At 58.8% G+C, this 26,137-nt stretch carries 33 protein-coding genes; 14 read left to right on the forward strand and 19 right to left on the reverse strand.

Annotated features, from left to right (window positions below; all coding sequences use genetic code 11):
* The first annotated feature begins 69 nt into the window (after positions 1-69).
* Positions 70-1,755: an acyl-CoA dehydrogenase family protein gene (locus J4721_RS12175; protein WP_102873456.1), complete on the forward strand. Its 1,686-nt coding sequence runs from the start codon at positions 70-72 to the stop codon at positions 1,753-1,755.
* Between the two features lie 112 nt (positions 1,756-1,867).
* A complete protein-coding gene (locus J4721_RS12180; RefSeq protein WP_102873455.1) occupies positions 1,868-2,272 on the forward strand; it encodes an META domain-containing protein in 405 nt (134 codons plus the stop codon).
* Here J4721_RS12180 and recO read toward each other — a convergent pair.
* The 11 genes from recO to folK form a co-directional block, all read right to left on the reverse strand.
* Positions 2,256-2,981 (reverse strand): DNA repair protein RecO, encoded by a 726-nt coding sequence (gene recO, locus J4721_RS12185; RefSeq protein ID WP_102873454.1) that lies wholly within the window; start codon positions 2,979-2,981, stop codon positions 2,256-2,258. The two genes, J4721_RS12180 and recO, sit on opposite strands and share 17 nt — an antisense overlap.
* 2 nt (positions 2,982-2,983) lie before the next feature.
* Positions 2,984-3,313, reverse strand: a complete 330-nt coding sequence (locus J4721_RS12190) for a DUF1491 family protein (RefSeq protein WP_027248529.1) — start codon at positions 3,311-3,313, stop codon at positions 2,984-2,986.
* Between the two features lie 6 nt (positions 3,314-3,319).
* Positions 3,320-4,225, reverse strand: a complete 906-nt coding sequence (era, locus tag J4721_RS12195; RefSeq protein WP_014876057.1) for a GTPase Era — start codon at positions 4,223-4,225, stop codon at positions 3,320-3,322.
* The gene (gene rnc, locus J4721_RS12200; protein ID WP_076617617.1) at positions 4,222-4,908 is read right to left on the reverse strand and encodes a ribonuclease III; all 687 of its coding nucleotides are present in this window, start codon (positions 4,906-4,908) and stop codon (positions 4,222-4,224) included. The genes era and rnc overlap by 4 nt, the downstream gene beginning before the upstream one ends.
* Complete coding sequence (gene lepB, locus J4721_RS12205; RefSeq protein WP_014876059.1) at positions 4,905-5,741, reverse strand: signal peptidase I; 837 nt, start codon at positions 5,739-5,741, stop codon at positions 4,905-4,907. Before lepB ends, rnc begins: the two co-directional genes overlap by 4 nt.
* Positions 5,742-5,804: 63 nt before the next feature.
* Positions 5,805-6,236, reverse strand: coding sequence for a holo-ACP synthase (gene acpS / locus J4721_RS12210; protein WP_014878885.1), 432 nt, complete (start codon positions 6,234-6,236; stop codon positions 5,805-5,807).
* A gap of 59 nt (positions 6,237-6,295) precedes the next feature.
* Entirely contained in the window at positions 6,296-7,057 is a 762-nt protein-coding gene (locus J4721_RS12215; RefSeq protein WP_102849767.1) for a pyridoxine 5'-phosphate synthase, read from the reverse strand.
* Between the two features lie 99 nt (positions 7,058-7,156).
* Positions 7,157-7,810, reverse strand: coding sequence for a DUF2062 domain-containing protein (locus J4721_RS12220; protein ID WP_014876062.1), 654 nt, complete (start codon positions 7,808-7,810; stop codon positions 7,157-7,159).
* A gap of 33 nt (positions 7,811-7,843) precedes the next feature.
* Positions 7,844-9,976, reverse strand: coding sequence for a bifunctional (p)ppGpp synthetase/guanosine-3',5'-bis(diphosphate) 3'-pyrophosphohydrolase (locus J4721_RS12225; protein WP_014876063.1), 2,133 nt, complete (start codon positions 9,974-9,976; stop codon positions 7,844-7,846).
* 40 nt (positions 9,977-10,016) lie between these two features.
* Positions 10,017-10,370, reverse strand: a complete 354-nt coding sequence (gene rpoZ / locus J4721_RS12230) for a DNA-directed RNA polymerase subunit omega (protein ID WP_014876064.1) — start codon at positions 10,368-10,370, stop codon at positions 10,017-10,019.
* A gap of 92 nt (positions 10,371-10,462) precedes the next feature.
* On the reverse strand, positions 10,463-11,032 hold the full coding sequence (gene folK / locus J4721_RS12235; RefSeq protein WP_014878883.1) for a 2-amino-4-hydroxy-6-hydroxymethyldihydropteridine diphosphokinase: 570 nt from the start codon (positions 11,030-11,032) through the stop codon (positions 10,463-10,465).
* A gap of 139 nt (positions 11,033-11,171) precedes the next feature.
* Between folK and J4721_RS12240 the strand changes: the two genes are divergently transcribed.
* The 7 genes from J4721_RS12240 to J4721_RS12270 all read left to right on the forward strand — a co-directional run bounded on the left by J4721_RS12240 (position 11,172) and on the right by J4721_RS12270 (position 15,746).
* Entirely contained in the window at positions 11,172-11,741 is a 570-nt protein-coding gene (locus tag J4721_RS12240; RefSeq protein ID WP_014876066.1) for an NYN domain-containing protein, read from the forward strand.
* 190 nt (positions 11,742-11,931) lie between these two features.
* Positions 11,932-12,882, forward strand: coding sequence for a 4-hydroxy-3-methylbut-2-enyl diphosphate reductase (gene ispH / locus J4721_RS12245; RefSeq protein ID WP_014876067.1), 951 nt, complete (start codon positions 11,932-11,934; stop codon positions 12,880-12,882).
* A gap of 121 nt (positions 12,883-13,003) precedes the next feature.
* Entirely contained in the window at positions 13,004-13,621 is a 618-nt protein-coding gene (locus tag J4721_RS12250; RefSeq protein WP_211002756.1) for a LysE family translocator, read from the forward strand.
* Positions 13,618-14,070, forward strand: coding sequence for a DUF3429 domain-containing protein (locus J4721_RS12255; protein WP_014876069.1), 453 nt, complete (start codon positions 13,618-13,620; stop codon positions 14,068-14,070). The genes J4721_RS12250 and J4721_RS12255 overlap by 4 nt, the downstream gene beginning before the upstream one ends.
* Positions 14,067-14,666 (forward strand): class I SAM-dependent methyltransferase, encoded by a 600-nt coding sequence (locus tag J4721_RS12260; RefSeq protein ID WP_014876070.1) that lies wholly within the window; start codon positions 14,067-14,069, stop codon positions 14,664-14,666. Before J4721_RS12255 ends, J4721_RS12260 begins: the two co-directional genes overlap by 4 nt.
* Positions 14,659-15,126, forward strand: coding sequence for a ribonuclease HI (gene rnhA, locus J4721_RS12265; RefSeq protein WP_014876071.1), 468 nt, complete (start codon positions 14,659-14,661; stop codon positions 15,124-15,126). The genes J4721_RS12260 and rnhA overlap by 8 nt, the downstream gene beginning before the upstream one ends.
* Positions 15,123-15,746: a trimeric intracellular cation channel family protein gene (locus J4721_RS12270; RefSeq protein WP_014876072.1), complete on the forward strand. Its 624-nt coding sequence runs from the start codon at positions 15,123-15,125 to the stop codon at positions 15,744-15,746. The genes rnhA and J4721_RS12270 overlap by 4 nt, the downstream gene beginning before the upstream one ends.
* A gap of 17 nt (positions 15,747-15,763) precedes the next feature.
* On the opposite strand, the gene J4721_RS12275 is transcribed toward J4721_RS12270, so the two are convergent.
* The 5 genes from J4721_RS12275 to def (J4721_RS12295) all read right to left on the reverse strand — a co-directional run bounded on the left by J4721_RS12275 (position 15,764) and on the right by def (J4721_RS12295) (position 18,582).
* Positions 15,764-16,000 (reverse strand): hypothetical protein, encoded by a 237-nt coding sequence (locus J4721_RS12275; RefSeq protein WP_014878878.1) that lies wholly within the window; start codon positions 15,998-16,000, stop codon positions 15,764-15,766.
* Between the two features lie 12 nt (positions 16,001-16,012).
* Complete coding sequence (gene fmt, locus J4721_RS12280; protein ID WP_211002757.1) at positions 16,013-16,918, reverse strand: methionyl-tRNA formyltransferase; 906 nt, start codon at positions 16,916-16,918, stop codon at positions 16,013-16,015.
* A gap of 69 nt (positions 16,919-16,987) precedes the next feature.
* A complete protein-coding gene (gene def / locus J4721_RS12285) occupies positions 16,988-17,485 on the reverse strand; it encodes a peptide deformylase (RefSeq protein WP_014878876.1) in 498 nt (165 codons plus the stop codon).
* Positions 17,482-17,991 carry a peptide deformylase gene (gene def, locus J4721_RS12290; RefSeq protein ID WP_211002758.1) on the reverse strand — a complete coding sequence of 170 codons (510 nt, stop codon included), beginning with the start codon at positions 17,989-17,991 and terminating at the stop codon, positions 17,482-17,484. Before def (J4721_RS12290) ends, def (J4721_RS12285) begins: the two co-directional genes overlap by 4 nt.
* 72 nt (positions 17,992-18,063) lie before the next feature.
* The gene (gene def, locus J4721_RS12295) at positions 18,064-18,582 is read right to left on the reverse strand and encodes a peptide deformylase (protein ID WP_102855525.1); all 519 of its coding nucleotides are present in this window, start codon (positions 18,580-18,582) and stop codon (positions 18,064-18,066) included.
* 97 nt (positions 18,583-18,679) lie between these two features.
* Between def (J4721_RS12295) and J4721_RS12300 the strand changes: the two genes are divergently transcribed.
* A complete protein-coding gene (locus J4721_RS12300; RefSeq protein ID WP_211002759.1) occupies positions 18,680-19,852 on the forward strand; it encodes a MalY/PatB family protein in 1,173 nt (390 codons plus the stop codon).
* Positions 19,853-20,008: 156 nt separating this feature from the next.
* Here the strand turns inward: J4721_RS12300 and J4721_RS12305 are convergent, their stop codons facing one another.
* Entirely contained in the window at positions 20,009-20,371 is a 363-nt protein-coding gene (locus J4721_RS12305; protein ID WP_061049554.1) for a hypothetical protein, read from the reverse strand.
* A gap of 326 nt (positions 20,372-20,697) precedes the next feature.
* Between J4721_RS12305 and J4721_RS12310 the strand changes: the two genes are divergently transcribed.
* The 4 genes from J4721_RS12310 (at position 20,698) to J4721_RS12325 (ending at position 25,171) form a co-directional block, all read left to right on the forward strand.
* Positions 20,698-21,672 (forward strand): glutathione S-transferase family protein, encoded by a 975-nt coding sequence (locus J4721_RS12310; protein WP_211002760.1) that lies wholly within the window; start codon positions 20,698-20,700, stop codon positions 21,670-21,672.
* A 425-nt stretch (positions 21,673-22,097) separates the two neighbouring features.
* Positions 22,098-23,051, forward strand: coding sequence for a threonine-phosphate decarboxylase (locus J4721_RS12315; RefSeq protein WP_102855892.1), 954 nt, complete (start codon positions 22,098-22,100; stop codon positions 23,049-23,051).
* A complete protein-coding gene (cbiB, locus tag J4721_RS12320) occupies positions 23,048-23,959 on the forward strand; it encodes an adenosylcobinamide-phosphate synthase CbiB (protein WP_211002761.1) in 912 nt (303 codons plus the stop codon). Before J4721_RS12315 ends, cbiB begins: the two co-directional genes overlap by 4 nt.
* Before the next feature lie 39 nt (positions 23,960-23,998).
* Positions 23,999-25,171 carry a lytic murein transglycosylase gene (locus J4721_RS12325; RefSeq protein WP_211002762.1) on the forward strand — a complete coding sequence of 391 codons (1,173 nt, stop codon included), beginning with the start codon at positions 23,999-24,001 and terminating at the stop codon, positions 25,169-25,171.
* A 40-nt stretch (positions 25,172-25,211) separates the two neighbouring features.
* Here the strand turns inward: J4721_RS12325 and J4721_RS12330 are convergent, their stop codons facing one another.
* The gene (locus J4721_RS12330; protein WP_211002763.1) at positions 25,212-25,601 is read right to left on the reverse strand and encodes a hypothetical protein; all 390 of its coding nucleotides are present in this window, start codon (positions 25,599-25,601) and stop codon (positions 25,212-25,214) included.
* A gap of 63 nt (positions 25,602-25,664) precedes the next feature.
* Positions 25,665-26,132, reverse strand: coding sequence for a YbjN domain-containing protein (locus tag J4721_RS12335; protein WP_014876085.1), 468 nt, complete (start codon positions 26,130-26,132; stop codon positions 25,665-25,667).
* Positions 26,133-26,137: the final 5 nt, after the last annotated feature.

Genomic DNA, 26,137 nt, shown 5'->3' on the forward strand with positions numbered 1-26,137 from the left:
CAGGGTATTTTTGTTGCGCTGCAACTGCAAAATGATCTACCACATACGCAGCTGAAAAGGATGTGATTCATGGCCCACGACGGACAGGACCCGCAAATGCAACCGACGCTTATCTCTGACGTGCTGACACTGACAGCTGCTGCGCTGGAGCCGGTGGACCAGCTGCTGGAGGCCGCGCGCGCGACGGTACGTGAACAGGTCAGCGAGGATGGGCGCGTCTCCGGAGTGTTGGTTGAGGCGCATCAGACGGCTGCACATGGGCTCGCCTGGCTTGCGACTTACGCTTACAGCCTGCGCCAAATGCATCGTTGGGCCGCACAGTTACAGGCAGACGGCAAATTTGGCGAGATGGAGCAGCTGATGCTTCAGATCGGTTTTGGCGAATACCTCTGGCAGATCTACGGTGGCATCCAGATGAACCAGGGTGAAATCCTGCGTCTGCAGGATCTCGGCCTGTCGCAGGACAGCCAGCGGATGCTGATGGCCCCTGCTGTGATGACGCTCTGCGACAGCGGCAATACCCAGGCCGCCCGCCTGCGGCTGGTCGAACTGATGCAGGATCAGGCTGGATCCGTGATGTTTGGCGCTTCTGGGCTTGATGAAGAACTGGAGATGATCCGCGACCAGTTCCGTCGCTATGCGCTCGAAAAGGTAGAGCCGAACGCCCACGATTGGCACCTGAAAGATGAGCTCATTCCGATGGAGATCATCGAGGAGCTGGCCGAAATGGGTGTTTTTGGCCTGACCATTCCTGAAGAATACGGTGGGTTTGGCCTCTCCAAGGCCTCCATGTGCGTGGTCTCAGAGGAGCTCTCACGCGGCTATATCGGCGTCGGCAGCCTTGGCACCCGCTCCGAAATCGCGGCTGAGCTGATCATCGCAGGCGGCACCGAGGAGCAGAAAGCCAGTTGGTTGCCCAAGATTGCGAGTGCAGAAATCCTGCCAACGGCTGTGTTCACAGAACCCAACACAGGTTCCGACCTCGGCTCCCTGCGCACCCGCGCCGTAAAGGACGACAATGGCGACTACCAGATCACCGGCAACAAGACCTGGATCACCCATGCCGCCCGCACCCATGTCATGACGCTTCTGGCGCGGACGGATCCCGACACGACCGATCACCGTGGCCTGTCGATGTTCCTCGCCGAGAAAACACCGGGCACCGATGAAAACCCGTTTCCGACCGAAGGTATGACAGGCGGCGAGATCGAGGTTCTGGGCTATCGCGGCATGAAGGAATACGAGTTGGGCTTTGACGGGTTTCACGTGAAGCGTGAAAACCTGCTTGGCGGAGATGAGGGCAAGGGTTTTAAGCAATTGATGGAAACCTTTGAGTCCGCCCGCATCCAGACCGCCGCCCGTGCCATCGGTGTTGCGCAATCCGCACTCGATATTGCGATGCAATATGCGCAGGATCGCAAGCAATTTGGCAAGCCGCTGATCGCTTTTCCGCGTGTAGCCTCTAAGCTGGCGATGATGGCAGTAGAGATCATGATCGCGCGCCAGCTGACCTATTTCTCTGCTTGGGAAAAGGACAACGGCCACCGCTGCGACCTAGAAGCCGGCATGGCTAAGCTGCTCGGCGCGCGTGTCGCCTGGGCGGCAGCTGACAACGGCTTGCAGATCCATGGCGGCAATGGGTTTGCACTGGAATACAAAATCAGCCGGGTTCTGTGTGATGCCCGCATCCTCAATATCTTTGAAGGCGCCGCAGAAATTCAGGCACAGGTAATCGCACGGCGCCTGCTGGCCTGATCACGGACCGATCACTGTGCAGATTTGAAGCTGCAACTGACCCGGCACGCCTGTGCCGGGTTTTTCGTTGTCTGCGTCTTGACGTGCGGCCATCAGAAGTTAGCGTGCCACCATGAAAAAGACGTATTTTCTGATGCTTGCCATGCTTTGCACCGGCACCCTCAGCGCCTGCACTGGCGATGAAACCTTGCGGGCATACGGAGGCAGCAGCGCCACATGGCAGCTACGAGAGGTCGACGGCGACGCGGTGTCAGCGGTCACGACGCTGAACTTCCCCCGCCCCGGCGCACTGACCGGTGAGTTGCCTTGCAACCAGGTGACCGGGCAACTCACCACGCCCTATCCCTGGTTTGAGGTCGGGAACCTCGCCACGACCCGGATGGTGTGCTCCGCCCTGCAGGAAGAAACCGATGTCCTTGCCGCGTTGCAGGCGATGGAGATCGTAGAGATTAAAGGCGCGGTGATGATCCTGTCGAACGAAGCCGGGCGCGAAATGATCTTCACGATTGCCGGCTGAGAACATCGATGAGCCGCTCGCGGGCCTCCGGCAGCGGGTGATTGCCAAGCGATGGCGCAAGCCGGTTTTGCAGGAAGAAGCCCGTGGTGGACAGGGCTGTCACGATCTCACTATTCTCCGCCCCACCACGGCCCATCAATACCGGCGGTAAGGGCAACATCCGATCAGCCCATGCACCTGCCCCCCTGCGTGAAACAGCGCGCCCGCTCTTGGGTGAGACATAGATCAGGTCGAGACGACTGCCGGTAACAGCGCATTGCTCGAACTCCAAACCAAAACCCATCTCCTCCAGAAGGGCCACCTCCCAACGCAGATAGGCCAGAGGCCAGATGTCATCGCGGCCCAGAAGGTCCAGAATCTGTGTGCTGCGCAGGTAGAGTTCCGGATGGGCTTCCCGCTCCGGCAGACAGAAGGCAAGCAGCGCAGTCACCGCGTTCAATCCAGCAAGCGCCAACCGGCTGGACATGGCAGTCGCCGCACGGCTTCGGATCAATTCAGCCTGATAGCTGCCAAGGTGGTCTTCAAGGCGGGCACGCCAAGTCAGATCCAGCTGCGCACCGGGCTGCAACACAGGGGCCATCCTACGCCCTGCGCCGCCGCGCACGATGCCGGCGTGACGCCCGTGTTCCGCAGTAAACGCATCGACAATAGCCCCGCTTTCTCCGTGACGGCGCATCGTCAGCAATATGCCCTCGTCGCGCCATTCCATGATCAGTCCAGCCCCGGTTCGTCCAGCAGGTGACGGCCCTGACGATCTTCGACCTCAATCACCCAAAGATCGGGATCAAAACTGCGCTGTTTGGCGATGGCGGCATCAACTTCGGCCTCATCACCGTCTGTCAGCGTGACCCAGCTTCGCGTACCGCTCATCAGATCGTAAGAGCGATGCAAGGCCTGCGCGCGGCGGTCCAGCGTGTTCAGCTTGATCAGGACGGCGCCCGCCGTGTCATCCCCGTGCGCGGTCACAAAGGCGGGGATATCGGCCAGCCGCAAGCGCGTGAGATAAGCCTGCACCCAGAAACTGGCCGTCAGCCGTGCCATTTGGGATCAGTTCCCGTCTTTGAAATCGAGACCCATCTCGGAATAACGTTCGGATTCTTCCAGCCAGTTCGGGCGCACTTTCACCTGCAGGAAGAGATGCACCTTGCGGTCAAGAAACTCTTCCAGCTCAGCGCGGGCTGCCTGACTCACCGCTTTGATTGTTTCACCGCGTTTGCCCAGCACGATACCCTTGTGACCGTCACGCATGACGTAAATCAACTGATCGATCTTGGCAGACCCATCCTTGCGCTCTTCCCAGTTTTCGGTTTCCACGGTCAGCTGGTAGGGCAGTTCCTGATGCAGCCGCAGGGTCAGTTTCTCACGAGTCATTTCAGCCGCGATCATCCGCATGGGCAGATCGGCGATTTGGTCCTCGGGATAGAGCCACGGCCCCTCTGGCAACTGCTCTGCCAGCCAGCCGCGCAGATGGTCGACACCATGCCCCTTTTCTGCGGAAATCATGAAGGTATCAGCAAACGCGTAACGTTCATTCAGATCTTTGGTCAAACCCAACAAGACCTCGGACTGAACGCGGTCGATCTTGTTGATTGCCAAGGCGATCTTGCGACCCTCGCCGATGTTCTCAAGACCTTCCAGAATGCGCTCGACACCTTCAGTGATACCCCGATGCGCCTCCACCATCAGCACGACCACATCGGCATCCGCAGCGCCCCCCCAGGCAGCGGCAACCATTGCGCGGTCAAGCCGACGGCGCGGCTGGAACAGGCCAGGCGTGTCGACAAAAACGATCTGGCTCTCGCCCTCCATCGCAACACCACGGATGCGGGCGCGGGTGGTCTGAACCTTATGGGTCACAATCGACACCTTGGCCCCAACCATGCGGTTGAGAAGCGTGGATTTGCCTGCGTTGGGTTCACCAATCAGGGCAACAAAGCCGGCGCGTGTGGTCATTTTTCTTGCTCCAATCGTGCCAACAGAAATTTGGCAGCGGCCTGTTCGGCCTGACGTTTCGATCCGGCAGTCGCGCGGCCTTCGGTGCCATCCTGCAACTGCACGGAAATAGTAAATTCCGGCTGATGATCCGGGCCTGTTCGCTCCACCAGCACATAGGCCGGGGGCTGTTCCCCCCGCGCTTGGGCGAATTCCTGCAAGGTGGTCTTCGGGTCACGGGCATCCGCCTCAACCCGACCGATACGATTGCCCCAGAGCCGCAGGATCAGCTCCTGCGCCGCGTCAAACCCGCCATCTTTATAGACGGCTGCAATCACGGCCTCCATCGCATCGCCCAGCAGCGCCAGTTTTCGCCGCCCGCCGGACATGGTCTCGGAGCGGCCCAGTTTCAGCACCGCCCCCAGATCAATATCACGCGCCACATCCGCGCAGGTTTCTTTGCGCACCAGCGCATTGAACCGCGGGGCCAGCTGCCCTTCTGTCGCGGCCTTATCCGTGTCCAGAAGCGCTGTAGCCATCACCAGCCCAAGCACCCGGTCGCCCAAAAACTCCAGCCGCTGATTGTCCTGACGGTTGGGAGAAGACACAGAGGCGTGTGTGAGCGCCCGCACCAGAAGTGACGGCTGGGAAAAACTATAGCCGATCCGCGTCTCAAACGCGCGCATATCCTTGGAGAGTTTCACTCGATCCCCTTAAAGAAGCGATTCCCGCGCCAAGTCCAGAAGAACAGCATCGACCGGCCAGCCGAGGAAAACATGATACGATCCGCACGACCAATGAGGTTTTCATAGGGCACATAACCAACGCCACCCGCTGATTGCGGCAAGCGGCTGTCGGAGGAATTGTCGCGGTTGTCGCCCATAAAGAAGTAGTGCCCCTCAGGCACCTGATAGATCCCAGTGTGATCCATCCCCTGATTGCCAATATTGAGCACAACATGCTGGCTGCCACCCGGCAGCGTTTCGATCTGACGGGACTTCGTGCACATCGCACCCTCACCCACCGGTGCGTTTTCGCACAGTGGGTAAGATCCGGCTGGGCCCTGAGGCGCCATCAACTCCTCAAAGTCGCCCGCATCCTGCAGCGCGACAGCAGCGCCGTTGATGTGCAGCACCCCATTCTTGACCTGGATCTTATCGCCCGGCAGACCGATCAGCCGCTTGATGAAATCGTTCTGATTGACCGGATGACGGAAGACCACGACATCACCGCGCTCGGGCTCACCGGCCCAAATACGAGAGTTGTCACCATCAAGGAATCCACAGATATCACTGCTGTCGATGTCGATGCCGACACTGGGGAATTTCAGGCTGGGACAGGAAGCGGAGGAATAGCCATAGGCCATCTTGTTTACGAACAGAAAGTCGCCAATCAGCAGCGTTTCCTTCATAGAGCCGGAAGGAATCCAGAACGGCTGAAAGAACAGTGTGCGGAACACACCCGCGATCAGCAGGGCGTAGACAATCGTCTTGACCGTCTCAAGGATCGAACTTCCGACTGTTGCTTTGGCCGTCATCAGGCTCTCCGGTCTAACTGTAAACAAGGGTCCGGCGCTACATGCGGGGCCGATCCGGGTAAGTCAAGCATCGCCCGGCGTCGCAAGCGGTTCACGAGCGATTGGACGCGCCTCAATCACGACGAAGGCCTGTGCCCAAGGGTGATCGTCCGTCAATGTAACGTGAATGATGGCTTCGTGCTCCGGCGGCGTCATCTTGGCCAGCCGATCAGCGGCCCAACCGGTGACATGCATAACCGGCTGGCCCGTGCGCAGATTGGAAACCGCCATATCTTTCCAGGCGATCCCCATGCGCAAACCGGTGCCAAGCGCCTTGGAGCAGGCTTCCTTTGCAGCCCAGCGTTTGGCATAGGTTCCGGCGACATCCATGCGCCGCTCGGCCTTACGCTGTTCAATATCGGTGAAGACACGGTTTCTGAACCGGTCACCAAACCGGTCCAAAGTGCGCTGAATACGCTCGATATTTGCCAAGTCAGTGCCAACGCCCAATATCATGCCCTGATCAAAGGCGATCTGACCGGAACTGGCAAGACCCGTGGGCGTCGGTGGCTGTCCTAGCCGCGCACCTCATCCATCAGGCGGCGCATCTCGGCGATGGCGGGGGTCAACCCTCTGAAGATCGCCTCGCCGATGAGGAAATGACCAATATTCAATTCACGCACCTCAGGAAACGCGGCGATGGGTTGTACGCAATCATAGGTCAGACCATGGCCTGCGTGGACCTCCAACCCCAGTGAATGCGCGAAGCTGGACATCTCGCGTAGGGCGGCCAACTCGGCATCGCGCTTGGCAAAGTCGCCTTCAGCATGGGCATCGCAATACGCCCCGGTGTGCAGCTCAATGACCTCGGCGCCGATGCGATGCGCGGCTTCAATCTGGCGCTGATCCGCAGCAATGAAGATTGATACTCGGCATCCAGCATCCCGTAGTGGCGCAATGTAATGCGCCAGCTTGTTTTCCTCGCGGGCCACTTCCAGCCCTCCCTCGGTGGTGCGCTCTTCGCGTTTTTCCGGCACGATGCACACCGCATGGGGTTTATGGCGCAGCGCAATTTTCTGCATTTCCTCCGTTGCTGCCATCTCAAAATTCAGCGGCACGCTCAGGGCGTCCATCAGCCCGTCGATATCGGCATCGGTGATGTGGCGGCGATCCTCTCGCAGATGCGCCGTGATCCCGTCAGCGCCGGCCTCCTCGGCCAATTTGGCCGCCCGCACCGGGTCCGGTGCCAAGCCGCCGCGCGCGTTGCGCACGGTGGCCACGTGGTCAATATTCACACCAAGCCGCAGCCCGGCAGTTTGCGAGGACGTCTGTGCCATGGATCCAATTTCCTACTAGAGTGCCTTTCGCCTGAGACTAGGCGCTGCGGTGGCAAGGGCAAGCCCGGAAACCACCAAATTGTGCCTTGGCGCGAAGGCTCAGCTGCTGCTGTCGCTTTCGGCGTCCAGAGAGGCACGTTTCTTGATAATATCAAACTTCGCCTTGATCTTGGCACGGCGGCGCTGCTGATAGGCCCGGATCACCGGAACGCTGAGCACATAGCAAACCGTTGCCGTAATGATGCCCGGAATAACGCCTCCGACAAGATAGGGATAAAACACCTCGTGGTAGAACAGGGTCAGCCCCTGCCAATCCGCAGGGCGATCGGTGACTAACGCAATCAGGTTGTCGAACAGATCATCACCCGCCGCCAGGAATTTCCCGACCAGTGACTTATCCACGTCGGCATCGAATTCGGTTCCCAGAATCCAGTGTCCGGTCTGTAGCGAGGCGACGCCAATCGGCACATAGGTGAGCGGGTTGCCAAAGAACGTACCGCTGAGAGCCGCCAGAATATTCCCGTTCATCAGCCGTGCGATGATCGCAGCCACAACGAAGTGCATGCCATAGAACGGGGTAAACGTGGTGAAGACACCGGCCCAGACCCCTCGGGCGATCCGCTCCGGCGAATCGGGCAGACGACGCACACGGTGCTTAACGTAGTGAAACGCGCGTCCCCAGCCGCCCCGCGGCCACAGGAAATCGGCAACCGCGCGCAGAGGCGGACGTCTATCACGGCGCCTGAATACCAAAGATACGCGTCCTTCCCAAATCCTACTGAACGGCTACCCGAGCTTTGGGCGGCTTTCCGGCAAATCGCGGAACCGAGCAACAGCAGCGACATCACTCTCGGCTTCCAGCATCAACATCAACGAATGCAGCTGTTCCACATCCCGCAACTCGACATTAATCATCAGCCGGTAAAAGTCTGGTTTCCGATCGACAAATTCAAGGTCTGAGATATTGGCCTTTTTCTCACCGATCAATGTGCAAATGCGCCCCAGAACACCGGCATCATTGCCAATCGTCAGCTCCAGCGTCACACCATAGACCGCCGGGTGGGTTCCACTATGCCAATGCAGGTCGACCCAGCGTTCGGGCTGGTCTTCCACCTCTCCCAGCGCGTCACAATCTGCAGCATGTACCACCACACCCCGCCCTCGGTAGGTGATGCCGATGATCCGCTCACCCGGCAAGGGCTGGCAACAGGGCGCACGCTCGAAGCTCTGCCCCGGCTCAAGACCAATCACTGCGCGGCGGGGAGACACCTCGTCACTGTCATCCGCGGCAAGCTCCGGATAGACCGCCTGCACCACGTCATGAGCGGTAAGAACGGCCGCGCCAAGACGGGCCAGCAACTCATCCACCGTACTCACCCGCAGTGCGCGGGCCGCTGTCTCCAGCGCCTTATCCGTGGCCTTGCGGCCCACATGTTCAAAGGCAGATCGCGCCAACTCGTGACCCAGTTTCACAAACCGGGCACGATCCGCTTCGCGCAGGGCGCGGCGGATCGCCGTGCGCGCCTTGCCCGTGGTCGCGATGTCCAGCCAGCTCACCTGCGGGGTCTGCCCTTCCGCCGTGATGATCTCAACCGACTGTCCATTGCGCAGACGCGTCCACAAAGGCACGCGGATTGCATCCACCTTAGCCCCCACACAGGCATGTCCGATGCGGGTATGGATTGCATAGGCATAGTCGATCGGGGTCGCCCCCTTGGGCAGTTTGATCACATCCCCCTTGGGGGTGAAGCAGAACACCTGATCAGAATACATCTCCAGCTTGACCGCCTCGAGGAACTCATCATGATCTTCCTCTGCGTCGAACTGCTCCGTGAGGGACGCAATCCACTTTGCCGGATCAACGGCAAAGGGGTTCTCAGATCGCACACCATCACGATAGGACCAATGTGCCGCAACACCGGTCTCCGCCACATCGTGCATCTGGCGTGTGCGGATCTGTACCTCTACCCGCTTGCCGTCGCGCCCGGAGACGGTTGCATGGATCGACCGATAGCCGTTGGACTTTGGCTGGCTGATGTAGTCCTTGAACCGGCCAGGCACCGCCCGCCAGCGCTGATGGATGGCACCAAGCGCACGGTAGCAGTCTTCCTCACTCGCAGTGATAATACGGAACCCGTAGATATCAGAGAGCCGCGAAAAGCCCTGATCCTTTTCCTGCATCTTGCGCCAGATGGAATAAGGCTTCTTGGCGCGACCAAAAACTTCAGCCTCAATCCCGGTCTTCTCAAGCTCCGCCCGCATATCGCCGGTGATGCGGTGGATCACGTCGCCGGTTTCGCGCTGCAACGTGACGAAGCGGCGGATAATCGATTGCCGCCCTTCAGGATTAAGCACACGAAAGGCCAGATCTTCCAGCTCCTCGCGCATCCACTGCATCCCCATGCGGCCTGCCAGCGGCGCATAGATATCCATGGTCTCACGCGCCTTTTGGGCCTGTTTGTCCGGGCGCATCGCCTTGATGGTCCGCATGTTATGCAGACGGTCCGCGAGTTTGACGAGAATGACCCGCAGGTCTTTCGACATCGCCATGAACAGCTTGCGGAAGTTCTCGGCCTGTTTGGTTTCGCGGCTGGATAGCTGCAGGTTTGTCAGCTTGGTCACACCATCGACCAGCATTGCCACCTCGTCCCCGAACCGCGTGGAGATTTCGTCGTAGGAAGCCTTGGTATCTTCGATGGTGTCGTGCAGCAGGGCGGTGATGATGGTGGCATCATCCAGCCGCTGTTCGGTCAAGATGGCCGCGACTGCTACAGGATGGGTGAAATAGGGTTCGCCCGAATGGCGAAACTGCCCATCGTGCATTTGTTCACCGAACGCATAGGCATCGGCGATCCTGTCCGCATTGGTCCGGGGATTGTAGTTGCGGACCAGAGCAATCAGGTCTTCTGGTGAAATCATTTCCGGTCCGCAGCCTCAGCTCACTATGTCTTGCGACGTCTCAACCCTGCCCTTGCGCCTCCATTAGCGCACGCAGCAGTTTTTCTTCCGACATGTCATCGGTGGCGGGTTTGTCGTTTTCCGCACCCATCAGAAGGGCCATGGAATCATCTTCCGGCTCATCCACTTCGATCTGGGTCTGGTTGCTTTCGATCAGACGCTCGCGCAGAGAGTCGGCGCTTTGGGTTTCGTCAGCGATCTCACGCAGGGATACGACAGGGTTCTTGTCGTTGTCCCGCTCAACCGTCAGCGCGGCACCAGCCGAAATCTCACGCGCACGATGCGCGGCGAGCATCACCAGCTCAAAGCGGTTGGGAACCTTGTCTACGCAGTCTTCAACCGTCACGCGGGCCATAGGCGACTCTCCAAATCAAAATAAGTCCAGAAGGGTGACTTCTAAAACCAAAGCTTTCTCTTGACAAGCGCCGAATGGGGCGCATCGACGGCTCAGACCGGCGAAATCTCATTCAAATCGGACATTGGCAGCGCAGCGCAGAGCTCGCGGACAGTCTGACCGAGAATCGGGTGCCGCCAATCCGGCGCAATATCCCGCAACGGTACGAGGACAAAGCCGCGATCCTGTAGCCGTGGGTGCGGTACCAGCATCTGCCCCGGTGCCTCCTGCATTTGCTGTTCAAGCGGCAGATCTTTCCAACGTTCGAAAGTCGCCACATCCGGACAGATCAGATCATCATAGGCGATCAGGTCCAGATCCAGCGTCCGCATTCCCCAGCGCTGTACGCGGCGGCGGGCAAAATCAGCCTCAACCTGATGCAACAGATCTAGCAAATCTCGCGGAGACAGAATTGTGCGTATTGCGATTGCTGCATTCACATAGTCAGGGCCAGATCCAGCCGGAAAACAGGGCGTACGATAGAACCGCGACACCGCCGTCAGCCGGATGTCTGATTCGGACAACTGTTCAACAGCCCCTATGAGGGTATGGACCACCGACTGCTCGCCGATAGGCAGGTTTCCCCCCATGGCAATAAGCGCCTCTGACCGGATTTCGGTCATTTTTGCCCTCGTTTCTTGATCCCCACACACTTGCGGCAAATGTCAAATAACCTACATTAAGTCCACCCGTTTTAGCGTATTTCAGCATTCACTCACGGAACCTCACTGCTGAGACGGACCTACCGGAAGGACATATTTGATGTTTTACAAGGACGAACGGCTTGCGCTGTTCATCGATGGCTCGAACCTTTATGCCGCTGCAAAGGCGCTGGGGTTTGACATCGATTACAAGTTACTCAGGCAGGAATTCATGCGCCGGGGCAAACTTCTGCGCGCCTTTTACTACACTGCCCTGCTGGAAAATGATGAATATTCTCCCATCCGGCCTTTGGTGGACTGGTTGCATTACAACGGCTTCACCATGGTGACCAAACCGGCCAAGGAATACACCGACAGCATGGGCCGCCGAAAGGTGAAGGGGAATATGGATATCGAGCTGACGGTGGACGCCATGGAACTGGCACCGCGCGTCGATCATATCGTACTATTTTCCGGCGATGGCGATTTTCGCCCCCTGATCGCCAGTTTGCAGCGGCAGGGCGTACGCGTCTCCGTGGTCTCCACCATTCGCAGCCAGCCACCGATGATCTCGGACGAGTTGCGCCGCCAGGCCGACAACTTCATCGAACTGGAAGAGTTGAAGGACGTGATTGGTCGCCCCCCCCGCGAACAAAGCGATCCCCGCTCGGTGTCGGCCGCAAGCGGCTGATACTGATCTGTTGCCGAAGACGACGCGCTTCGGACATGGCAGACACAGCCCGCAGCAGTGCTATTCACTGACTGCGGGCTTTTGTTTGCGCAGCACGCGCGCCATTTGACGCATCAGCAGCACGAGTCCGCTGCGCAGGACTGGACCTTGCCGTCGGAAAGTCCTAGCTCTGAGCGGTAAGGAGACCGCGATGACCAAGCCACCCCTGACGCTATATCTAGCCGCACCACGCGGTTTCTGTGCCGGTGTCGACCGGGCCATCAAAATCGTTGAAATGGCGCTCGAGAAATGGGGAGCACCTGTCTATGTGCGCCATGAGATCGTCCACAATAAATATGTGGTCGATGGGCTGCGGGATAAAGGCGCTGTTTTTGTCGAGGAGCTGGACGAATGCCCCGATGACCGCCCGGTGATTTTCTCCGCCCATGGCGTGCCGAAGTCTATTCCAGCAGAGGCTGATCGCCGCCAGATGATCTATGTCGACGCGACATGTCCGCTGGTATCGAAGGTCCACATTGAGGCCCAGCGCCACGCTGAAAACGGCCTCCAGATGATCATGATTGGTCACAAGGGACATCCGGAGACCATCGGAACCATGGGACAGCTGCCTGATGGCGAGGTGCTGCTGGTCGAAACGCCGGATGATGTGGCCACCGTGGCGGTACGCGATCCTGACAATCTGGCCTATGTAACCCAGACGACGCTGTCGGTGGATGACACCAAGGATATTGTGGCCGCCCTGCAATCACGCTTCCCCAATATCGTCGGTCCGCATAAGGAAGATATCTGCTACGCCACCACGAACCGCCAGGAAGCGGTCAAGGAAGTTGCCCCCAAGGCCGACGCCCTGCTGGTGGTTGGCGCGCCGAATTCGTCGAACTCTCGCCGCCTTGTGGAAGTTGGCGCAAAGGCAGGCTGCCAATATGCACAGCTGGTGCAGCGCGCCGAGAATATCGACTGGCGCGCGCTGGAGGGGATCTCATCGGTCGCCATTACCGCTGGCGCCTCTGCACCTGAATTGCTGGTGAACGAGGTCATCGACGCCTTCAAGGAGCGGTTCGAGGTGACTGTTGAGTTGGTCGAGACCGCAATTGAGCGGGTCGAGTTCAAGGTTCCCCGGGTTCTGCGCGAACCCGCCTGACGCAATCGCACTTGCCCCCAGCAGCCGCTTTACCTGTCTGCAGGGTTTCTTTGCCTTGCAACTGATCAATAGCCGATTACCCTTGGCCAGAGCCACATTACCTGCCGAAGGAGCTGATCAATTGATTTCACTGCAATTTCTGATCACCGCATTTGTCGTTGTCCTCGCACCGGGAACAGGGGTGCTGTACACGCTGGCGCTTGGCCTTGGTCAGGGACGGAGAGCCGCAATCTGGGCCGCAGTCGGCTGCACCTTTGGCATCCTGCCTCATCTGGCGGCCGCCACATTGGGGTTGGCTGCAGTTCTGCACACCTCTGCATTGTTGTTTCAGGCCGTGAAGATCGCGGGCGTTCTCTATCTTCTTTATCTTGCGTGGCAGATGCTGAAAACGGATGGTGCCCTGTCGCTGTCCAATGCGCCCACCGCGCGAGACCGGGGCGCGAAAATTGCCAAGCGCGGGGCTATGATCAACATTCTCAACCCAAAGCTCTCCGTGTTTTTCCTGGCTCTTCTGCCCCCCTTCCTCTCAGGCACGCCCGAGACCGCAACGCAGGAAATGATTATCCTTGGGCTGATCTTCATGGCTATGACCTTTGCGGTGTTTGTTCTCTATGGCCTGTTCGCGGCCCAAGCGCGCACCCTGATCCTGGGATCCGACACCATGGTTAAATGGCTCAATCGCAGCTTTGCCGGGCTATTTACTGCTTTGGCCGCACGACTGGCGATGGAACGCGCATGAGCCGGATACCACCCGCACCACTGATCCTGGGTCTCGCTGGCGTGATACCGTTTGTATGGGGTGCGCTGTCAACGCAGTTCTCGTCCTTACAGATCTGGGGCGCAGATCATCTGGGTCCGCGGTTTGTCGGCCCCTATGTGCAGCTGTTCTACGGCTCCGTTATCCTCAGCTTCATGTCCGGCGTGCTGTGGGGATTCGCGACCAAGACATCGGGAATGCGGGCCACAACGGGCTACACGTTGTCAGTGCTGCCAGCACTCTGGGCGTTCTTTATGACAGGCGGTGGCCCAACCAGCGCAGGCATCAACCTGATCTACGGTTTCGCCGGGCTGTTGCTGCTGGACTATGCCTTCTCCGCATGGCGCCTGACTCCATCCTGGTGGATGCAGCTGCGACTGCTGCTCACATCTATCGTGATCGCCAGCCTGGCCGTAGGCGTGTACCTATGAGTGAACCGGACCGCACGACTCTGGAAATCTACAACCGCAAGGCATCGGATTATGCGGACCGCAACGAGATCCACTTGCGGCAGGATCCGCGGCTTGAGGAATTCATCACCGCCTGCCCGCCTGGAGGGCAGGTGCTGGATCTGGGTTGCGGTCCAGGCACATCCAGCGCGGTTATGGCTGCCGCCGGTCTGCGGCCCCTAGCCATGGATGCTTCGATTGAAATGATCGCGTTGGCGGACCAGCTCTCCGGGGTTCAGACCCAGCTTGCCAGCTTTGATGAGCTCACCGGCATCGACATCTACGATGGTGTCTGGGCCAATTTCAGCCTGCTGCATGCCTCGCGCGCCGACTTCCCCCGCCATTTGCGCGCCATCCGGCAAGCACTGCGGTCAGGTGGCCCCTTTTACATTGCGCTGAAGCTCGGTAAGGGCGAGGCCCGGGACGCCCTTGGGCGGCTCTACACCTATTATGAGGACAACGAATTGAAGGATCTGCTGCGCTCAGCCGGTTTCACGGCCACCAACAGTACCACAGGCGAAAGCGCCGGCTTAGATGGATCAATGGCACGCTGGATTTCGGTGGCCTGCGATGGCTGAGCTGTTCGCCTACACCGATGGTGCGTGTTCTGGTAATCCCGGCCCCGGCGGTTGGGGTGTGTTGCTGCGGGCAATGGATGGTGAGACCATCGTCAAAGAAAAGGAACTGAGCGGCGGCGAGGCCGAAACCACCAACAACCGTATGGAACTGCTGGCCGCAATCAATGCCCTCGAAAGCCTTGCGAGACCGTCCACGCTGACGGTTGTTACCGATTCCGCATATGTGAAGAACGGCGTCACGGGCTGGATTCACGGATGGAAACGCAACGGTTGGAAAACCGCGTCGAAGAAGCCCGTCAAAAATGTCGAACTCTGGCAGCGTCTGGACGAGGCACAGCGCCGTCACACCGTGACATGGGAATGGGTCAAAGGGCATGCCGGGCATCCTGAAAATGAACGTGCTGATGAGCTGGCCCGAGCTGGAATGGCCCCCTTCAAACCCGGCAAAGCCAAAGCATGACCATCCTCACCCTTCTGGATTACGCCTCCGTTCTGGTCTTTGCCGCCTCTGGCGCGCTGGTGGCCAGTCGGGCGCAGCTTGATATTGTCGGGTTTGCCTTCGTGGCCTGTTTGACGGCCGTTGGCGGGGGCACGGTCAGGGATCTGCTTCTGGATCGGCATCCGGTGTTCTGGATCGGGGATTCCACCAATATCCTGCTGGCGGCCGCTGCTGCGGTGCTGGTATTTTTCACCGCCCATCTGGTGGAGAGCCGGTTGCGCTGGATTGTCTGGCTTGACAGTTTTGCGCTGGCAGTTGCGGTGTCTGCCGGCACTGGTGCGGCCATTCTGACAGGTCAGCCCCCCGTGATCGTGGTGCTGATGGGTATGGCAACGGGCACGTTGGGTGGGCTCATGCGGGATGTCGTTTGCAATGAGGTCCCGCTGGTTCTGAAGCAGGGGGAGCTTTATATTTCCTGTGCGATGGCGGGGGCGATCACCGCTGTCGTCAGCATCGCCTTTGGCCTGCCGAACCGCTGGGCACTGGTGGCCTGTGCAGTGGTCTGTTGGGTTCTGCGGGCAGGCTCAATCACGTTTGGCTGGCATCTGCCGGTCTATCGCTCACGCCCGCCGCGCAGTTGATCCCGTATCTCAGCCCCCTAGCGCCGCCAATGAAACGGCACAATGATCAGCGCGCCGATCGAGGCTGCGATGGCGTTCCACCCCGGCGCCCGAAATCCGATTCCGAACATAATCACTGCGAAATGGAACAGAAACGCGCCGCCCACACAGATGATGATGGAAGACAGATAACCGTTCTGGGTGAAGCCGGTTTTCTCCGCTAGGTAGCCGACAATGCCGGCGATCACTACGCTGCCGAAAAGAGCTAGAAACATCGCCCGTCCCCTTTAAAGGTCTGTGCCAGCAGCAATAGGGAAGCCGCGCAAAAAGATCTCTCGCTCCTGCGCACCCTTGCCCGCACGCTGCAACCTCAGCAGTTCAACCGCGCCCTCACCGCAGGCAATGCGCAGGCTGTCATCCAGAACCCTGCCCGCAACCCCGGCACCATCGACGACACGTGACGCCAGAAGCTTCACGCGCTGGCCGTCAATCTCGCACCAGGCACCGGGAAATGGGGACAGCCCACGGATCTGCTGATCAACCTCAACCGCTGGGCGTGTCCAATCCACACGGGCCTCCGCCTTGTCGATCTTGTGGGCGTAGGTCACGCCATCGTCCGGCTGCACCACTGGTGTTAGATTCGTCAATTGTGTCAGCGCCTGCACGATCAACTCAGCCCCCATTTCAGACAAGCAGTCGTGAAGCTGAGCAGTGGTTTCCTCTGCGCCGATATCTGTCGCCTCGCGCATCAGAACTGGCCCCGTATCCAACCCAGCCTCCATCTGCATGATACAGACCCCGGTCTGTGCATCCCCCGCCATGATCGCACGGTGGATCGGTGCCGCGCCGCGCCAGCGCGGCAAGAGGCTTGCGTGAATGTTAAGGCACCCTTGGCGCGGCGCGTCCAGAACAGCCTGCGGCAGGATCAAACCGTAGGCAACCACAACCGCCACATCGGCGTTCAGCGCTGCAAACTCGGCCTGCTGCTGCGCATCCTTCAGGCTGACCGGGTGGCGCACCTCAAACCCCAGCGCCTCCGCCCGGGCGTGAACCGGCGTGGGTCGGTCCTTCTTGCCGCGCCCCGCTGGGCGAGGTGGCTGACAATAAACGGCAGCAATATCATGCCCCGCCTCAACCAACGCATCGAGCACCGGGACAGAGAAATCAGGTGTCCCCATAAAAACAATACGCATCTGTCGCCCCTTCACTCTGAGTTTGCCCATCCGAAACAGGCTCTAACTTGGAGAAACCTCTATTGATTTTCAGCCGCTCAGCTTCTTTGCCTTGCGGATCAACATATCGCGCTTCACCTTCGACAGCTTGTCGAAATACATTTTGCCGTTCAGGTGGTCGATCTGGTGTTGCACGCTGGTGGCTTCAATCCCAACGAAATCCCGCTCAACCGTTGCACCGGTTTCATCCATGTAACGCACAGTCACCGCACGGGGGCGTTTGATCTTGGCCGAGACACCGGGCAGGTTCGGACTGGCTTCCTCATGCTCGCGCAGCGCGACCGACGCATGCAGAATTTCAGGATTGGCCAGACGGACTGCACGCCCCCGCTCGCTGGAACCATCAACCACCGCAAGCCGCTGCAAGACACCGATCTGGTTAGCGGCCAGCCCGACACCGGGCATCGCCTCCATTGTATCGATCATGTCCTGCCAGAGGGTCAGCGTTTCGTCAGTGATTTCGCTGACCTCCTCGGCGCGGCTGCGCAGATATTTGTCAGGCCAGGGCAGGCAGGGGCGCACGGTCATCGGGTTGTCTCCAGATAAGTTTCATAGGTGGCGACGGCAGCAGCACGCGCCGCAGGGGACACCTTGTCAAAGGTCACGCGCCCCTCAAGGTGATCATATTCATGTTGTACGCAGGCTGCGGCGAACCCCTCAAACCGGCGTTGATGACGAACCCCTTGCAAATCGCTCCAGGCCAGATCGACCCAGGCCGGGCGCGTAACCTCAAGACTGACACCTTTGATCGAAAGACAGCCCTCGGACATTGTGGCCGTCTCTGCCGAAAGCGCAACGATGTCAGGGTTGACGCAGACCAGAGGGTCACGCGTGCCTTCTTTCCAAGTGGTGTCCATCACGAAAAGCCGGATCAGCACACCAACCTGTGGCGCAGCCAACCCACGCCCCGGCGCGGCATACATTGTTTCCAGCATATCGAGGGCAAGCGTTTCAACGTCTCGCAGTGCGGCGACTGGGGCTGTCGGGGCGCTCAGCACCAGATCGGGCCAAGCCCTGATAGGGAGAACTGCCATTTCGTCACCTTTCCCGAAAACACGCACCCATGTTTTGACCCACGCTCAGCCTCATGACGGGCCGCCGCGCTGTCAGCCGCGGCCACGCTCACGTTTCAGTTTCTGCATCTTCCGGGTGATCATCTGCCGCTTCAGCGGTTTCAGGTAGTCGATGAACAGCTTGCCATTCAGATGATCGATCTCATGCTGGACACATGTGGCCCAGAGCCCGTCGAATGTCTCCCGCTGTGCATTGCCGTCCCGGTCCATCCATTCGACCTCAACCACCTTGGGGCGGGTCACCTCGGCATATTGGTCGGGAATCGACAGGCAGCCTTCCTCATAGACATTCGTCTCGTCCGAGGACGCCACAACTTCAGGATTGAACATCACTAACGGGCGCGCCGGGCCGTCCTCTTCCTTGACGCAATCGAGCACGATCAGCCGGTCCATCACCCCGATCTGCGGCGCAGCAAGCCCGATACCCGGCGCAGCATACATGGTTTCCAACATGTCATCGGCCAGCATACGCAACGCATCGGACATATCCGGCACGGCTGCACAAACCTTCTTGAGGCGGGGATCAGGGTGGATCAGGATCGGACGTTTCATGCCGCTGATTTAGGCCATTGACGCGCGCCCTGCAACGCCCCCCTTGCACGCGGCTGGATTGCCGTTAGCTTCGCCCGGGAACAACGGGAGTTCAGACATGAATTTTGACAAGATCATTGATCGCCGGAACACACATTGCATCAAGTGGGACATGATGGAGGATCTCTACAACGTGCCACGCGACGAGGGCCTGTCGATGTGGGTTGCGGATATGGATTTCGCAGTTCCCTCGGTGGTGACCGACAAAATGCGCGAGATGGCAGACCACGGGGTCTATGGATATGTGAATTGCGACAGCCCCTATAAATCCGCGATCTGCTGGTGGATGCAGAACCGCCACGGATGGTCGGTCGATCCGGAGGCGATTTTCACCACAACAGGGCTGGTCAATGGTGTCGGCATGTGTCTCGACACCTTCACCCAACAGGGTGATGAGATCGTATTGTTCACACCCGTCTATCACGCCTTTGCCAAGGTCATCCGCAACGCCGGGCGTGAAGTGGTTGAATGTGAACTCGCCGTCAATGACGGACGGTATGAGATGGACTTCACCACTTATGACGCGCAGATGACCGGCGCGGAGAAAATGGTCATCCTCTGCTCGCCGCATAATCCGGTTGGCCGAGTATGGACCGAGGAAGAGCTGCGCGGCGTTGCCGACTTCGCCAAGCGGCACGATCTGATCCTGCTGTCGGACGAAATCCATCACGATTTAGTCTTCGACGGCGCTACCCATATCCCGATGCAGAACGCAGCCCCGGACATCACCGATCGTCTGCTCATGCTGACCGCCCCGTCCAAAACGTTCAATTTTGCCGGCATGCACACCGGTCAGGTCATCATTCCGGACCCAGAGCTGCGGGCGAAATTTTCCCACCGGATGATGGCGTTGGCGCTATCGCCGAATTCCCCCGGCCAATGGGCTACGGCGGCGGCTTATTCTCCCGAAGGTGCCGCATGGGTGGATGAGCTGGTGCCCTATCTCGATGGCAATCGCCAGCTCTTTGATGCTGCGGTGAATGAGATCCCGGGCCTGCGCTCCACCAGGCTGGAGGCAACCTATCTCGCCTGGGTCGATTTCTCTGGCACCGGCATGAGCCGCGAGGAATTTACGGCGCGGGTAGAACAGGGCGCCAAGATTGCAGCCAATCACGGCCCGAGCTTTGGCACTGGCGGCGAAAATTTCCTGCGCTTCAACCTCGGCACGCAACGCGCACGGGTGGAGGAGGCCTGCGATCGACTGCGCAACGCCTTCTCCGACCTGCAATAGCAGCGTCGCGACCGACAACAGCCCGATTTCAAGCCAGACCAAAAAACACCGGGCAGAAACACAACGAAAAAAGGGGACCGCTTATTCTTGGTCCCCTTTCAAATTGGCTTTCTGGTTCATTTGGCATGTTGGGTCAGCGCCAAGATCTAACCATGCTTACAGCCGCATATCGTCCTGTGCGATCAGTGCAACAGGCGCATCAGGTGCGCGGTAAAAATCCAGTGGTGCCTGATCCGCCGCCAGCGTCGCACGCTTGAATTCATAGCGCATTTCACCCGCGTCTTCATCTGATGCCACGATCAGACATTGCGACAAATGACGGGTTCCATCGTAGAGGTCGACCAGCCCGCGCAGCTGCGGCGCATCTGCCGCCTCAACCGAAAATCCATCTTTCCACATGCGCAGCACGGGAAAGACATGATCATCCGTAGCCACGCGCAGGCGGCTCTTGTTTTTCATACCATCCAGCCGTGCAGCATCCAGCGCGTCCTGTACCGATTGGGGAACAAATGTCGTCATGGCAGTGACCTTTCGATCTGATACCACTCTGACATCAACCGCTGCGCGACTGGTTGCCAGAGCAGGCGGGCGTTTTGCCCTGTTCCTCACAAGTGTGAACGCGCAAAGGATAAAATCAAGTGAACTTTTTGAATCATTTCCACGCCTTGCCCACAGCACCACTTTAGATGCGCCAGAGCAAAACCAATGGCACCCCGGCACATCGCGTACCAGCCACCTGTGCGTAGACGCAGGGAAGCTGCGCGCCGACAGCCATGGGCGTAGGCGTCTGCGCCGCCTAGGTTACACAGCAGACAGCATGTATTCACAGCGCATAGGAGTATTCGATGGGCCTCTTGATTGATGGCGTCTGGCACGACCAATGGTACGATACCGCATCATCCGGTGGCGCGTTCAAACGCTCGCAAGCCCAGTTTCGCAACTGGGTCACCAAAGATGGACAGGCAGGGCCGTCTGGCAACGGTGGCTTTCCCGCCGAAAGCGGACGCTACCATCTCTATGTCTCGCTGGCCTGCCCCTGGGCTCATCGCACACTCATCTTCCGCCAGCTAAAAGCACTAACCGATCATATCACCGTATCCGTTGTGCACCCGGACATGCTGGACAAGGGCTGGAGCCTCGCCAAGGACGATCATGGCGCCACCGGGGACCACCTGTTCGGTTATGACCATGTGCATCAGATATACACCCGTGCCGACCCGCAATACTCTGGCCGGGTCACGGTTCCAATCCTTTGGGATAAAAAGGGAAATACCATCGTCTCAAACGAAAGTGCCGACATCATCCGTATGTTCAATAGCGCCTTTGACGAGATCACCGGCAACCATGAGGACTACTGGCCGGAGGAGCTGCGGGAGCCGATTGAAGCCGTGAACACCCGGGTATATTCGACCTTGAACAACGGTGTTTACAAATGCGGGTTTGCCACCAGACAGGAAGCGTATGATGCGGCGATCGACCCTTTGTTCGATACATTGGACTGGCTGGAAGACATCCTGTCAGAGCACCGATTCCTGCTGAGTGACAGGCTGACTGAGGCAGACTGGCGGTTGTTCACCACATTGGTCCGCTTCGATTCTGTCTACCACCTGCATTTCAAGTGTAACCGCAGACGCTTGATCGATTATCCGCATCTTTGGGCCTATACGCGCGCGCTTTATCAATGGCCGGGTGTTTCGGACACCGTTGGGATGGACCATATCGTGCGCCACTATCACTACAGTCATGATACCATCAATCCTCATCGGATCATCCCAACCAACCCGCGCATCGACTGGATGGCACCGCACGGTCGCGGTTAGAAATTGGGCCGCTCAGTAACCGGGAGCGGACAATCCGCCCTCGGTCAGGCATTCGTGGTACGCCATATGCACCGCAACAATTCGACAGGCCCGACGTGATTGTCCTCTAAAGACCTGCAAAAGCTGGTTTGACGGTGCTGGCTTGCCGTTCCCAGCGAGGGAATCGACGGGGCCGAAATATCAACCGGATCCAATACAATTTCGCCTTAGAAATACTGCGGACCTAGTAAGATGCCCAGATCCTCCATTTCAAAATACATCCATAAGATGATTCAGCAGCACGAGACTCCCCGATATTAGTGAGTTGTTGATCCCGAGACGCTATGGTTGCTTTCTCGCAATTGCTGTTCCATACGGCGGTATTGGGTCGGCATATTTTCTGGCCCTCGGTTCTGGTTCATTTGTTAAGGCCCAAGATGACAGGCATGCTGGATCTGACAGAGGTCCCCAAACGGGACCACGGCGGCAACCTCAGCGCCGCGATTTCTGAATATGGTGGTGTAGCCAGCGACTGGGTCGATATCTCGACCGGGATCAACCCTGTTCCCTATCCTATGCCTGATTTGACCGCAGCGGATTGGGGCGCCCTCCCCGATCAGGCGGCAATGACTGATTTGGTGACGGCCGCGCGTCACTTCTGGAACGTTCCGCAAGAGGCTGCCGTTTTGGCAGCCCCGGGTGCTTCAGCTCTGATTGCCGCCATTCCGGCCTTGGCTGATCCCCGGTGGGTTCAGATAACACCACCAACCTACAATGAGCACGCCGCAGCCTTCGCCGCGCGCGGGTGGCAGACTGTCACTGCGGGCCCGGCCGAAGCCTGCGTGCTGGTTCATCCGAACAATCCTGATGGCCGCCGCTGGAGTGCCGAAGATGTGCAGGCCCCGCTGGTCGTCATTGATGAGAGCTTCTGTGATGTCTGTCCCGCAGACAGCCTAATGCATTTGGCCGCTCGTCCCGGCGTCGTTATCCTCAAGAGTTTTGGCAAGTTCTGGGGCCTCGCTGGATTGCGGCTGGGGTTTGCTATTGGGGATCCCTGCTTGATCAGAAACCTCGCAGCCTGGCAAGGACCGTGGGCCGTCTCGGGGCCCGCCTTGCGCATCGGCGCCCAGGCCCTGCAAGATCCTGATTGGGCAGATACCACGCGAGCACGCTTGCAGCAGGACGCAAAACGTCTGGACGAGATGGTGACCAGAAAGGGAGCGAAACTGGTCGGCGGCACCGATCTGTTCCGCCTTTATGAAGTTGACGACGCCGCTGCCTGGCAGGTCCGGCTCGCCCGCGCTCAAATCTGGACCCGTATTTTCCCATACTCCAAAACCTATCTGCGACTTGGTCTGCCAACGGGTGAAGGCTGGGCACGACTTGAGGCCGCTCTGTGACCACTGCCGCCTTGTTGATACCGGCGCTGCTGCTCGATGCCATTTTCGGCGAACCGCGTTGGCTCTGGTCACGCCTGCCCCATCCTGCGGTATTGATGGGCCGCGCCGTGTCTCTCGTCGATCAGACGCTGAATACCGGGAAACAGCGGAAGGCGCGTGGCGTCCTGGCCATTGCGCTTCTGGTTGTGTCAGCGGGCTGGCTTGGCTGGCTGCTGACACTGTTCGGCCCTTTGGTTCAAATCCTGGTCGCCGCCATCTTGCTGGCACAGCGGTCGCTTTGCGACCATGTCGAGGCCGTTGCCGATGGTCTGCGCCTTGATCTGACAGAAGGCCGTGAAGCAGTTTCAATGATTGTCAGCCGTGATACCACCGGCATGACCACGCCGCAGATTGCGCGTTCTGCTATCGAAAGCGGGGCAGAGAATTTTTCGGACGGCGTGGTCGCCCCTGCGTTCTGGTTTCTAATTGGCGGCTTGCCGGGTTTGATGATCTACAAGATCACCAACACAGCGGACAGCATGATTGGCTATAAGACACCGCGCCACAAGAATTTCGGCTGGGCGTCGGCCCGGTTGGACGATGTGCTGAACCTGATCCCAGCACGCCTGTCCGCACTGATGATTGCCACCGTTGGCCTGGTATTGCGCAGCTGGTCTGACATTACACAGGATGCCCGCCGCCACCGCTCTCCGAACGCCGGCTGGCCCGAGGCCGCTATGGCGCGTGCGTTGCGGATCGCACTCGCCGGCCCGCGGTCTTATGATGGGAAACTGCAGGAGTTCGCCTGGGTCAACGCCAGCGGCTGCAAGAGCGCCAGCGCCCACAGCATCATGCGCAGCATACACCTTCTATGGGCCTCTTGGGCCTTCGGACTTGCGCTAACGGTTGCCATTGCCGTGCTGTTATAGCTAACAAGGGGCAACACCTCTCAAAAGGACACGCCACCTGTGTTGCGCCCTAGCATTCTCGCCCTTGTCTCATTTCTGCTCCCGCTTCAGGCCCATGCGCAATGTGGTGGCGGGTTTCGCAATTTCGTTCAGCTCATGAAGGAAGAGGCGCTGACGGGGGGCTATGACAGCGCCACGGTCAATCGTTTCTTTGAGAATGTGCGCCAAGATCCGGCAGTGTTAAAGGCTGACCGCGCGCAGGGCGTGTTCCAGAAACCCTTTATCGAGTTTTCGCGGCGGCTGATCTCCAAGAGTCGGCTGGACCGTGGCCAGGCGATGTCGCGCAAGTACGACGCCACATTCCGCAGGATAGAGACGACCTATGGCATTGATCGCAGCGTTTTGCTGGCGTTCTGGGCCTTTGAAACCGATTACGGCGCCGTGCAAGGAAATTTCAACACGTTGAATGCACTGGTGACCCTAGCGCATGATTGTCGTCGGCCCGAATTGTTCCGCCCCCAAGTCTTTGCCGCACTGGAGTTGTTCCGCCAGGACAACTTCGATCCACGCCGCACCACCGGTGCCTGGGCCGGTGAAATCGGCATGGTTCAAATGCTACCGGGCGACATTCTCGAAAACGGTGTTGATGCCGACGGGGACGGCCATGTCAGCCTCAAGACATCCGCCCCCGATGCATTGATGTCCGGTGCCAAGATGCTCTCTCATTTGGGATGGCGCCCAAATGAACCCTGGTTGCAGGAAGTGACAATCCCGGCCGATCTGGACCTGAGCCTCAGTGGTGTCCACCACAAGAAGACGGTCGCTGACTGGCAAGCATTGGGCATAAGCCCCCGCGATGGCCGACTGGCGGATCGCGGCACCAAGGCCGCGCTGATCCTGCCGCAGGGGCATAAGGGGCCTGCCTTCCTCGCCTACCCCAATTTCGATGTCTATTTCGAATGGAACCAGAGCTTCACCTATGTGCTGACTGCCGCTTATTTTGCGACCCGGCTGTCGGGCTCTGCGGCTTATAATGCAGGTACCCCCGACACCGGCCTTGCAGCGAAGCAAATGGAGCAATTGCAGCGCAAACTAAAGGCGCGCGGTCATGACGTGGGTGATGTCGATGGCATCCTGGGTGCCAAGACGCGCGTGGCGGTGCAAAAAGAACAAAAGCGCCTTGGCCTCCCCGCCGACGCTTGGCCAACACCGGCGCTGTTGTCCCGTCTCTGACCTGTTTTGGCAGATCGCCCCCGGGGCGCCGCGCCGCGTCTCAGGGGAGATGCGATAATCGTACCGGAAACCTTTGCCCGTCTGAGGTAATGACCACAGTACGATCCCGGTTGGTCACATATTGATCGCAACGGGACATGCCGTTGACGAAAGTCACACATACCCGACCATCTTGGGCAACACGGTAGTTTCCCCATGCAGTGCCACCGCCGTTTGCAGCTGAATAGGTGTAGGAATAGGCTCCGTCGTCCCCGAATAGTGCCTCACCATCATCATAAAAAACAAAGGACTGCCCCGGCAACGCCGCAAGCGCCTCTTCATCATAGAGCTGATCATCCACCCACATAGCGCCATCTTGCGCCAGTACGTCGCTTGGCACCGGAAACGATCCGATAAGCACAAAAAAAGCCAGCAGCATGAGATGTTTCATGCAGCCAGCTTAGCGGTATTTTCCCCGGCCCCGTCTCACATTTCAGTGACAGGGCAGATGTGATCACCAGTTGATGAATTCTTCGAATTCCTGAACGATCCGTGACCAGTAGCCGAGCAGCTCGGCAAAATCATCGGGGTTCATGCCGGTGTCCCCCAGATACACATCCAGTTCCACCCGAGCGGCCCCTTCGTCGGAAATATAGGCCCGACCAAACCGGTTTTCGGTGTTCCATTCATTGATCTTGACCACACGGACGCCACCATCTGTCTGGTAGCCGGAGAAGAACTGGATCGCATCACAGTTCTTATTGTTTTCGCAACCATAGAAGTAGATCGAAAAATCATTGCCGTAGTAGTCGACTTTCAGCTTCGGGTCTCCGACATCGTCGGTCGTGACCTCGAATTCAACACCTTCAGTTTCAAAGAAACGCGCAAGCGTGGTCGCATCCTTGGCCAGAATGTTTTCAGCATGCCCAAGGCCCGGCAGGACGAACAGGGCAGCGGCAGTCAGTAGAGAAAGAAATTTCATTGTAA

The sequence above is a fragment of the Phaeobacter sp. HS011 genome (assembly GCF_018101215.1).
GTDB classification, from domain to species: Bacteria; Pseudomonadota; Alphaproteobacteria; order Rhodobacterales; family Rhodobacteraceae; genus Phaeobacter; species Phaeobacter inhibens.

Coding starts and splice junctions, on each gene's coding strand:
- J4721_RS12175 (WP_102873456.1), top strand. CDS start 70: ATGGCCCACGACGGACAGGACCCGCAAATGCAACCGACGCTTATCTCT.
- J4721_RS12180 (WP_102873455.1), top strand. CDS start 1,868: ATGAAAAAGACGTATTTTCTGATGCTTGCCATGCTTTGCACCGGCACC.
- recO (WP_102873454.1), bottom strand. CDS start 2,981: ATGGAATGGCGCGACGAGGGCATATTGCTGACGATGCGCCGTCACGGA.
- J4721_RS12190 (WP_027248529.1), bottom strand. CDS start 3,313: ATGGCACGGCTGACGGCCAGTTTCTGGGTGCAGGCTTATCTCACGCGC.
- era (WP_014876057.1), bottom strand. CDS start 4,225: ATGACCACACGCGCCGGCTTTGTTGCCCTGATTGGTGAACCCAACGCA.
- lepB (WP_014876059.1), bottom strand. CDS start 5,741: ATGACGGCCAAAGCAACAGTCGGAAGTTCGATCCTTGAGACGGTCAAG.
- acpS (WP_014878885.1), bottom strand. CDS start 6,236: ATGATATTGGGCGTTGGCACTGACTTGGCAAATATCGAGCGTATTCAG.
- J4721_RS12215 (WP_102849767.1), bottom strand. CDS start 7,057: ATGGCACAGACGTCCTCGCAAACTGCCGGGCTGCGGCTTGGTGTGAAT.
- J4721_RS12225 (WP_014876063.1), bottom strand. CDS start 9,976: ATGATTTCACCAGAAGACCTGATTGCTCTGGTCCGCAACTACAATCCC.
- rpoZ (WP_014876064.1), bottom strand. CDS start 10,370: ATGGCCCGCGTGACGGTTGAAGACTGCGTAGACAAGGTTCCCAACCGC.
- folK (WP_014878883.1), bottom strand. CDS start 11,032: ATGACCGAAATCCGGTCAGAGGCGCTTATTGCCATGGGGGGAAACCTG.
- J4721_RS12240 (WP_014876066.1), top strand. CDS start 11,172: ATGTTTTACAAGGACGAACGGCTTGCGCTGTTCATCGATGGCTCGAAC.
- ispH (WP_014876067.1), top strand. CDS start 11,932: ATGACCAAGCCACCCCTGACGCTATATCTAGCCGCACCACGCGGTTTC.
- J4721_RS12255 (WP_014876069.1), top strand. CDS start 13,618: ATGAGCCGGATACCACCCGCACCACTGATCCTGGGTCTCGCTGGCGTG.
- J4721_RS12260 (WP_014876070.1), top strand. CDS start 14,067: ATGAGTGAACCGGACCGCACGACTCTGGAAATCTACAACCGCAAGGCA.
- rnhA (WP_014876071.1), top strand. CDS start 14,659: ATGGCTGAGCTGTTCGCCTACACCGATGGTGCGTGTTCTGGTAATCCC.
- J4721_RS12270 (WP_014876072.1), top strand. CDS start 15,123: ATGACCATCCTCACCCTTCTGGATTACGCCTCCGTTCTGGTCTTTGCC.
- J4721_RS12275 (WP_014878878.1), bottom strand. CDS start 16,000: ATGTTTCTAGCTCTTTTCGGCAGCGTAGTGATCGCCGGCATTGTCGGC.
- fmt (WP_211002757.1), bottom strand. CDS start 16,918: ATGCGTATTGTTTTTATGGGGACACCTGATTTCTCTGTCCCGGTGCTC.
- def (WP_014878876.1), bottom strand. CDS start 17,485: ATGACCGTGCGCCCCTGCCTGCCCTGGCCTGACAAATATCTGCGCAGC.
- def (WP_211002758.1), bottom strand. CDS start 17,991: ATGGCAGTTCTCCCTATCAGGGCTTGGCCCGATCTGGTGCTGAGCGCC.
- def (WP_102855525.1), bottom strand. CDS start 18,582: ATGAAACGTCCGATCCTGATCCACCCTGATCCCCGCCTCAAGAAGGTT.
- J4721_RS12300 (WP_211002759.1), top strand. CDS start 18,680: ATGAATTTTGACAAGATCATTGATCGCCGGAACACACATTGCATCAAG.
- J4721_RS12305 (WP_061049554.1), bottom strand. CDS start 20,371: ATGACGACATTTGTTCCCCAATCGGTACAGGACGCGCTGGATGCTGCA.
- J4721_RS12310 (WP_211002760.1), top strand. CDS start 20,698: ATGGGCCTCTTGATTGATGGCGTCTGGCACGACCAATGGTACGATACC.
- J4721_RS12315 (WP_102855892.1), top strand. CDS start 22,098: ATGCTGGATCTGACAGAGGTCCCCAAACGGGACCACGGCGGCAACCTC.
- J4721_RS12330 (WP_211002763.1), bottom strand. CDS start 25,601: ATGAAACATCTCATGCTGCTGGCTTTTTTTGTGCTTATCGGATCGTTT.
- J4721_RS12335 (WP_014876085.1), bottom strand. CDS start 26,132: ATGAAATTTCTTTCTCTACTGACTGCCGCTGCCCTGTTCGTCCTGCCG.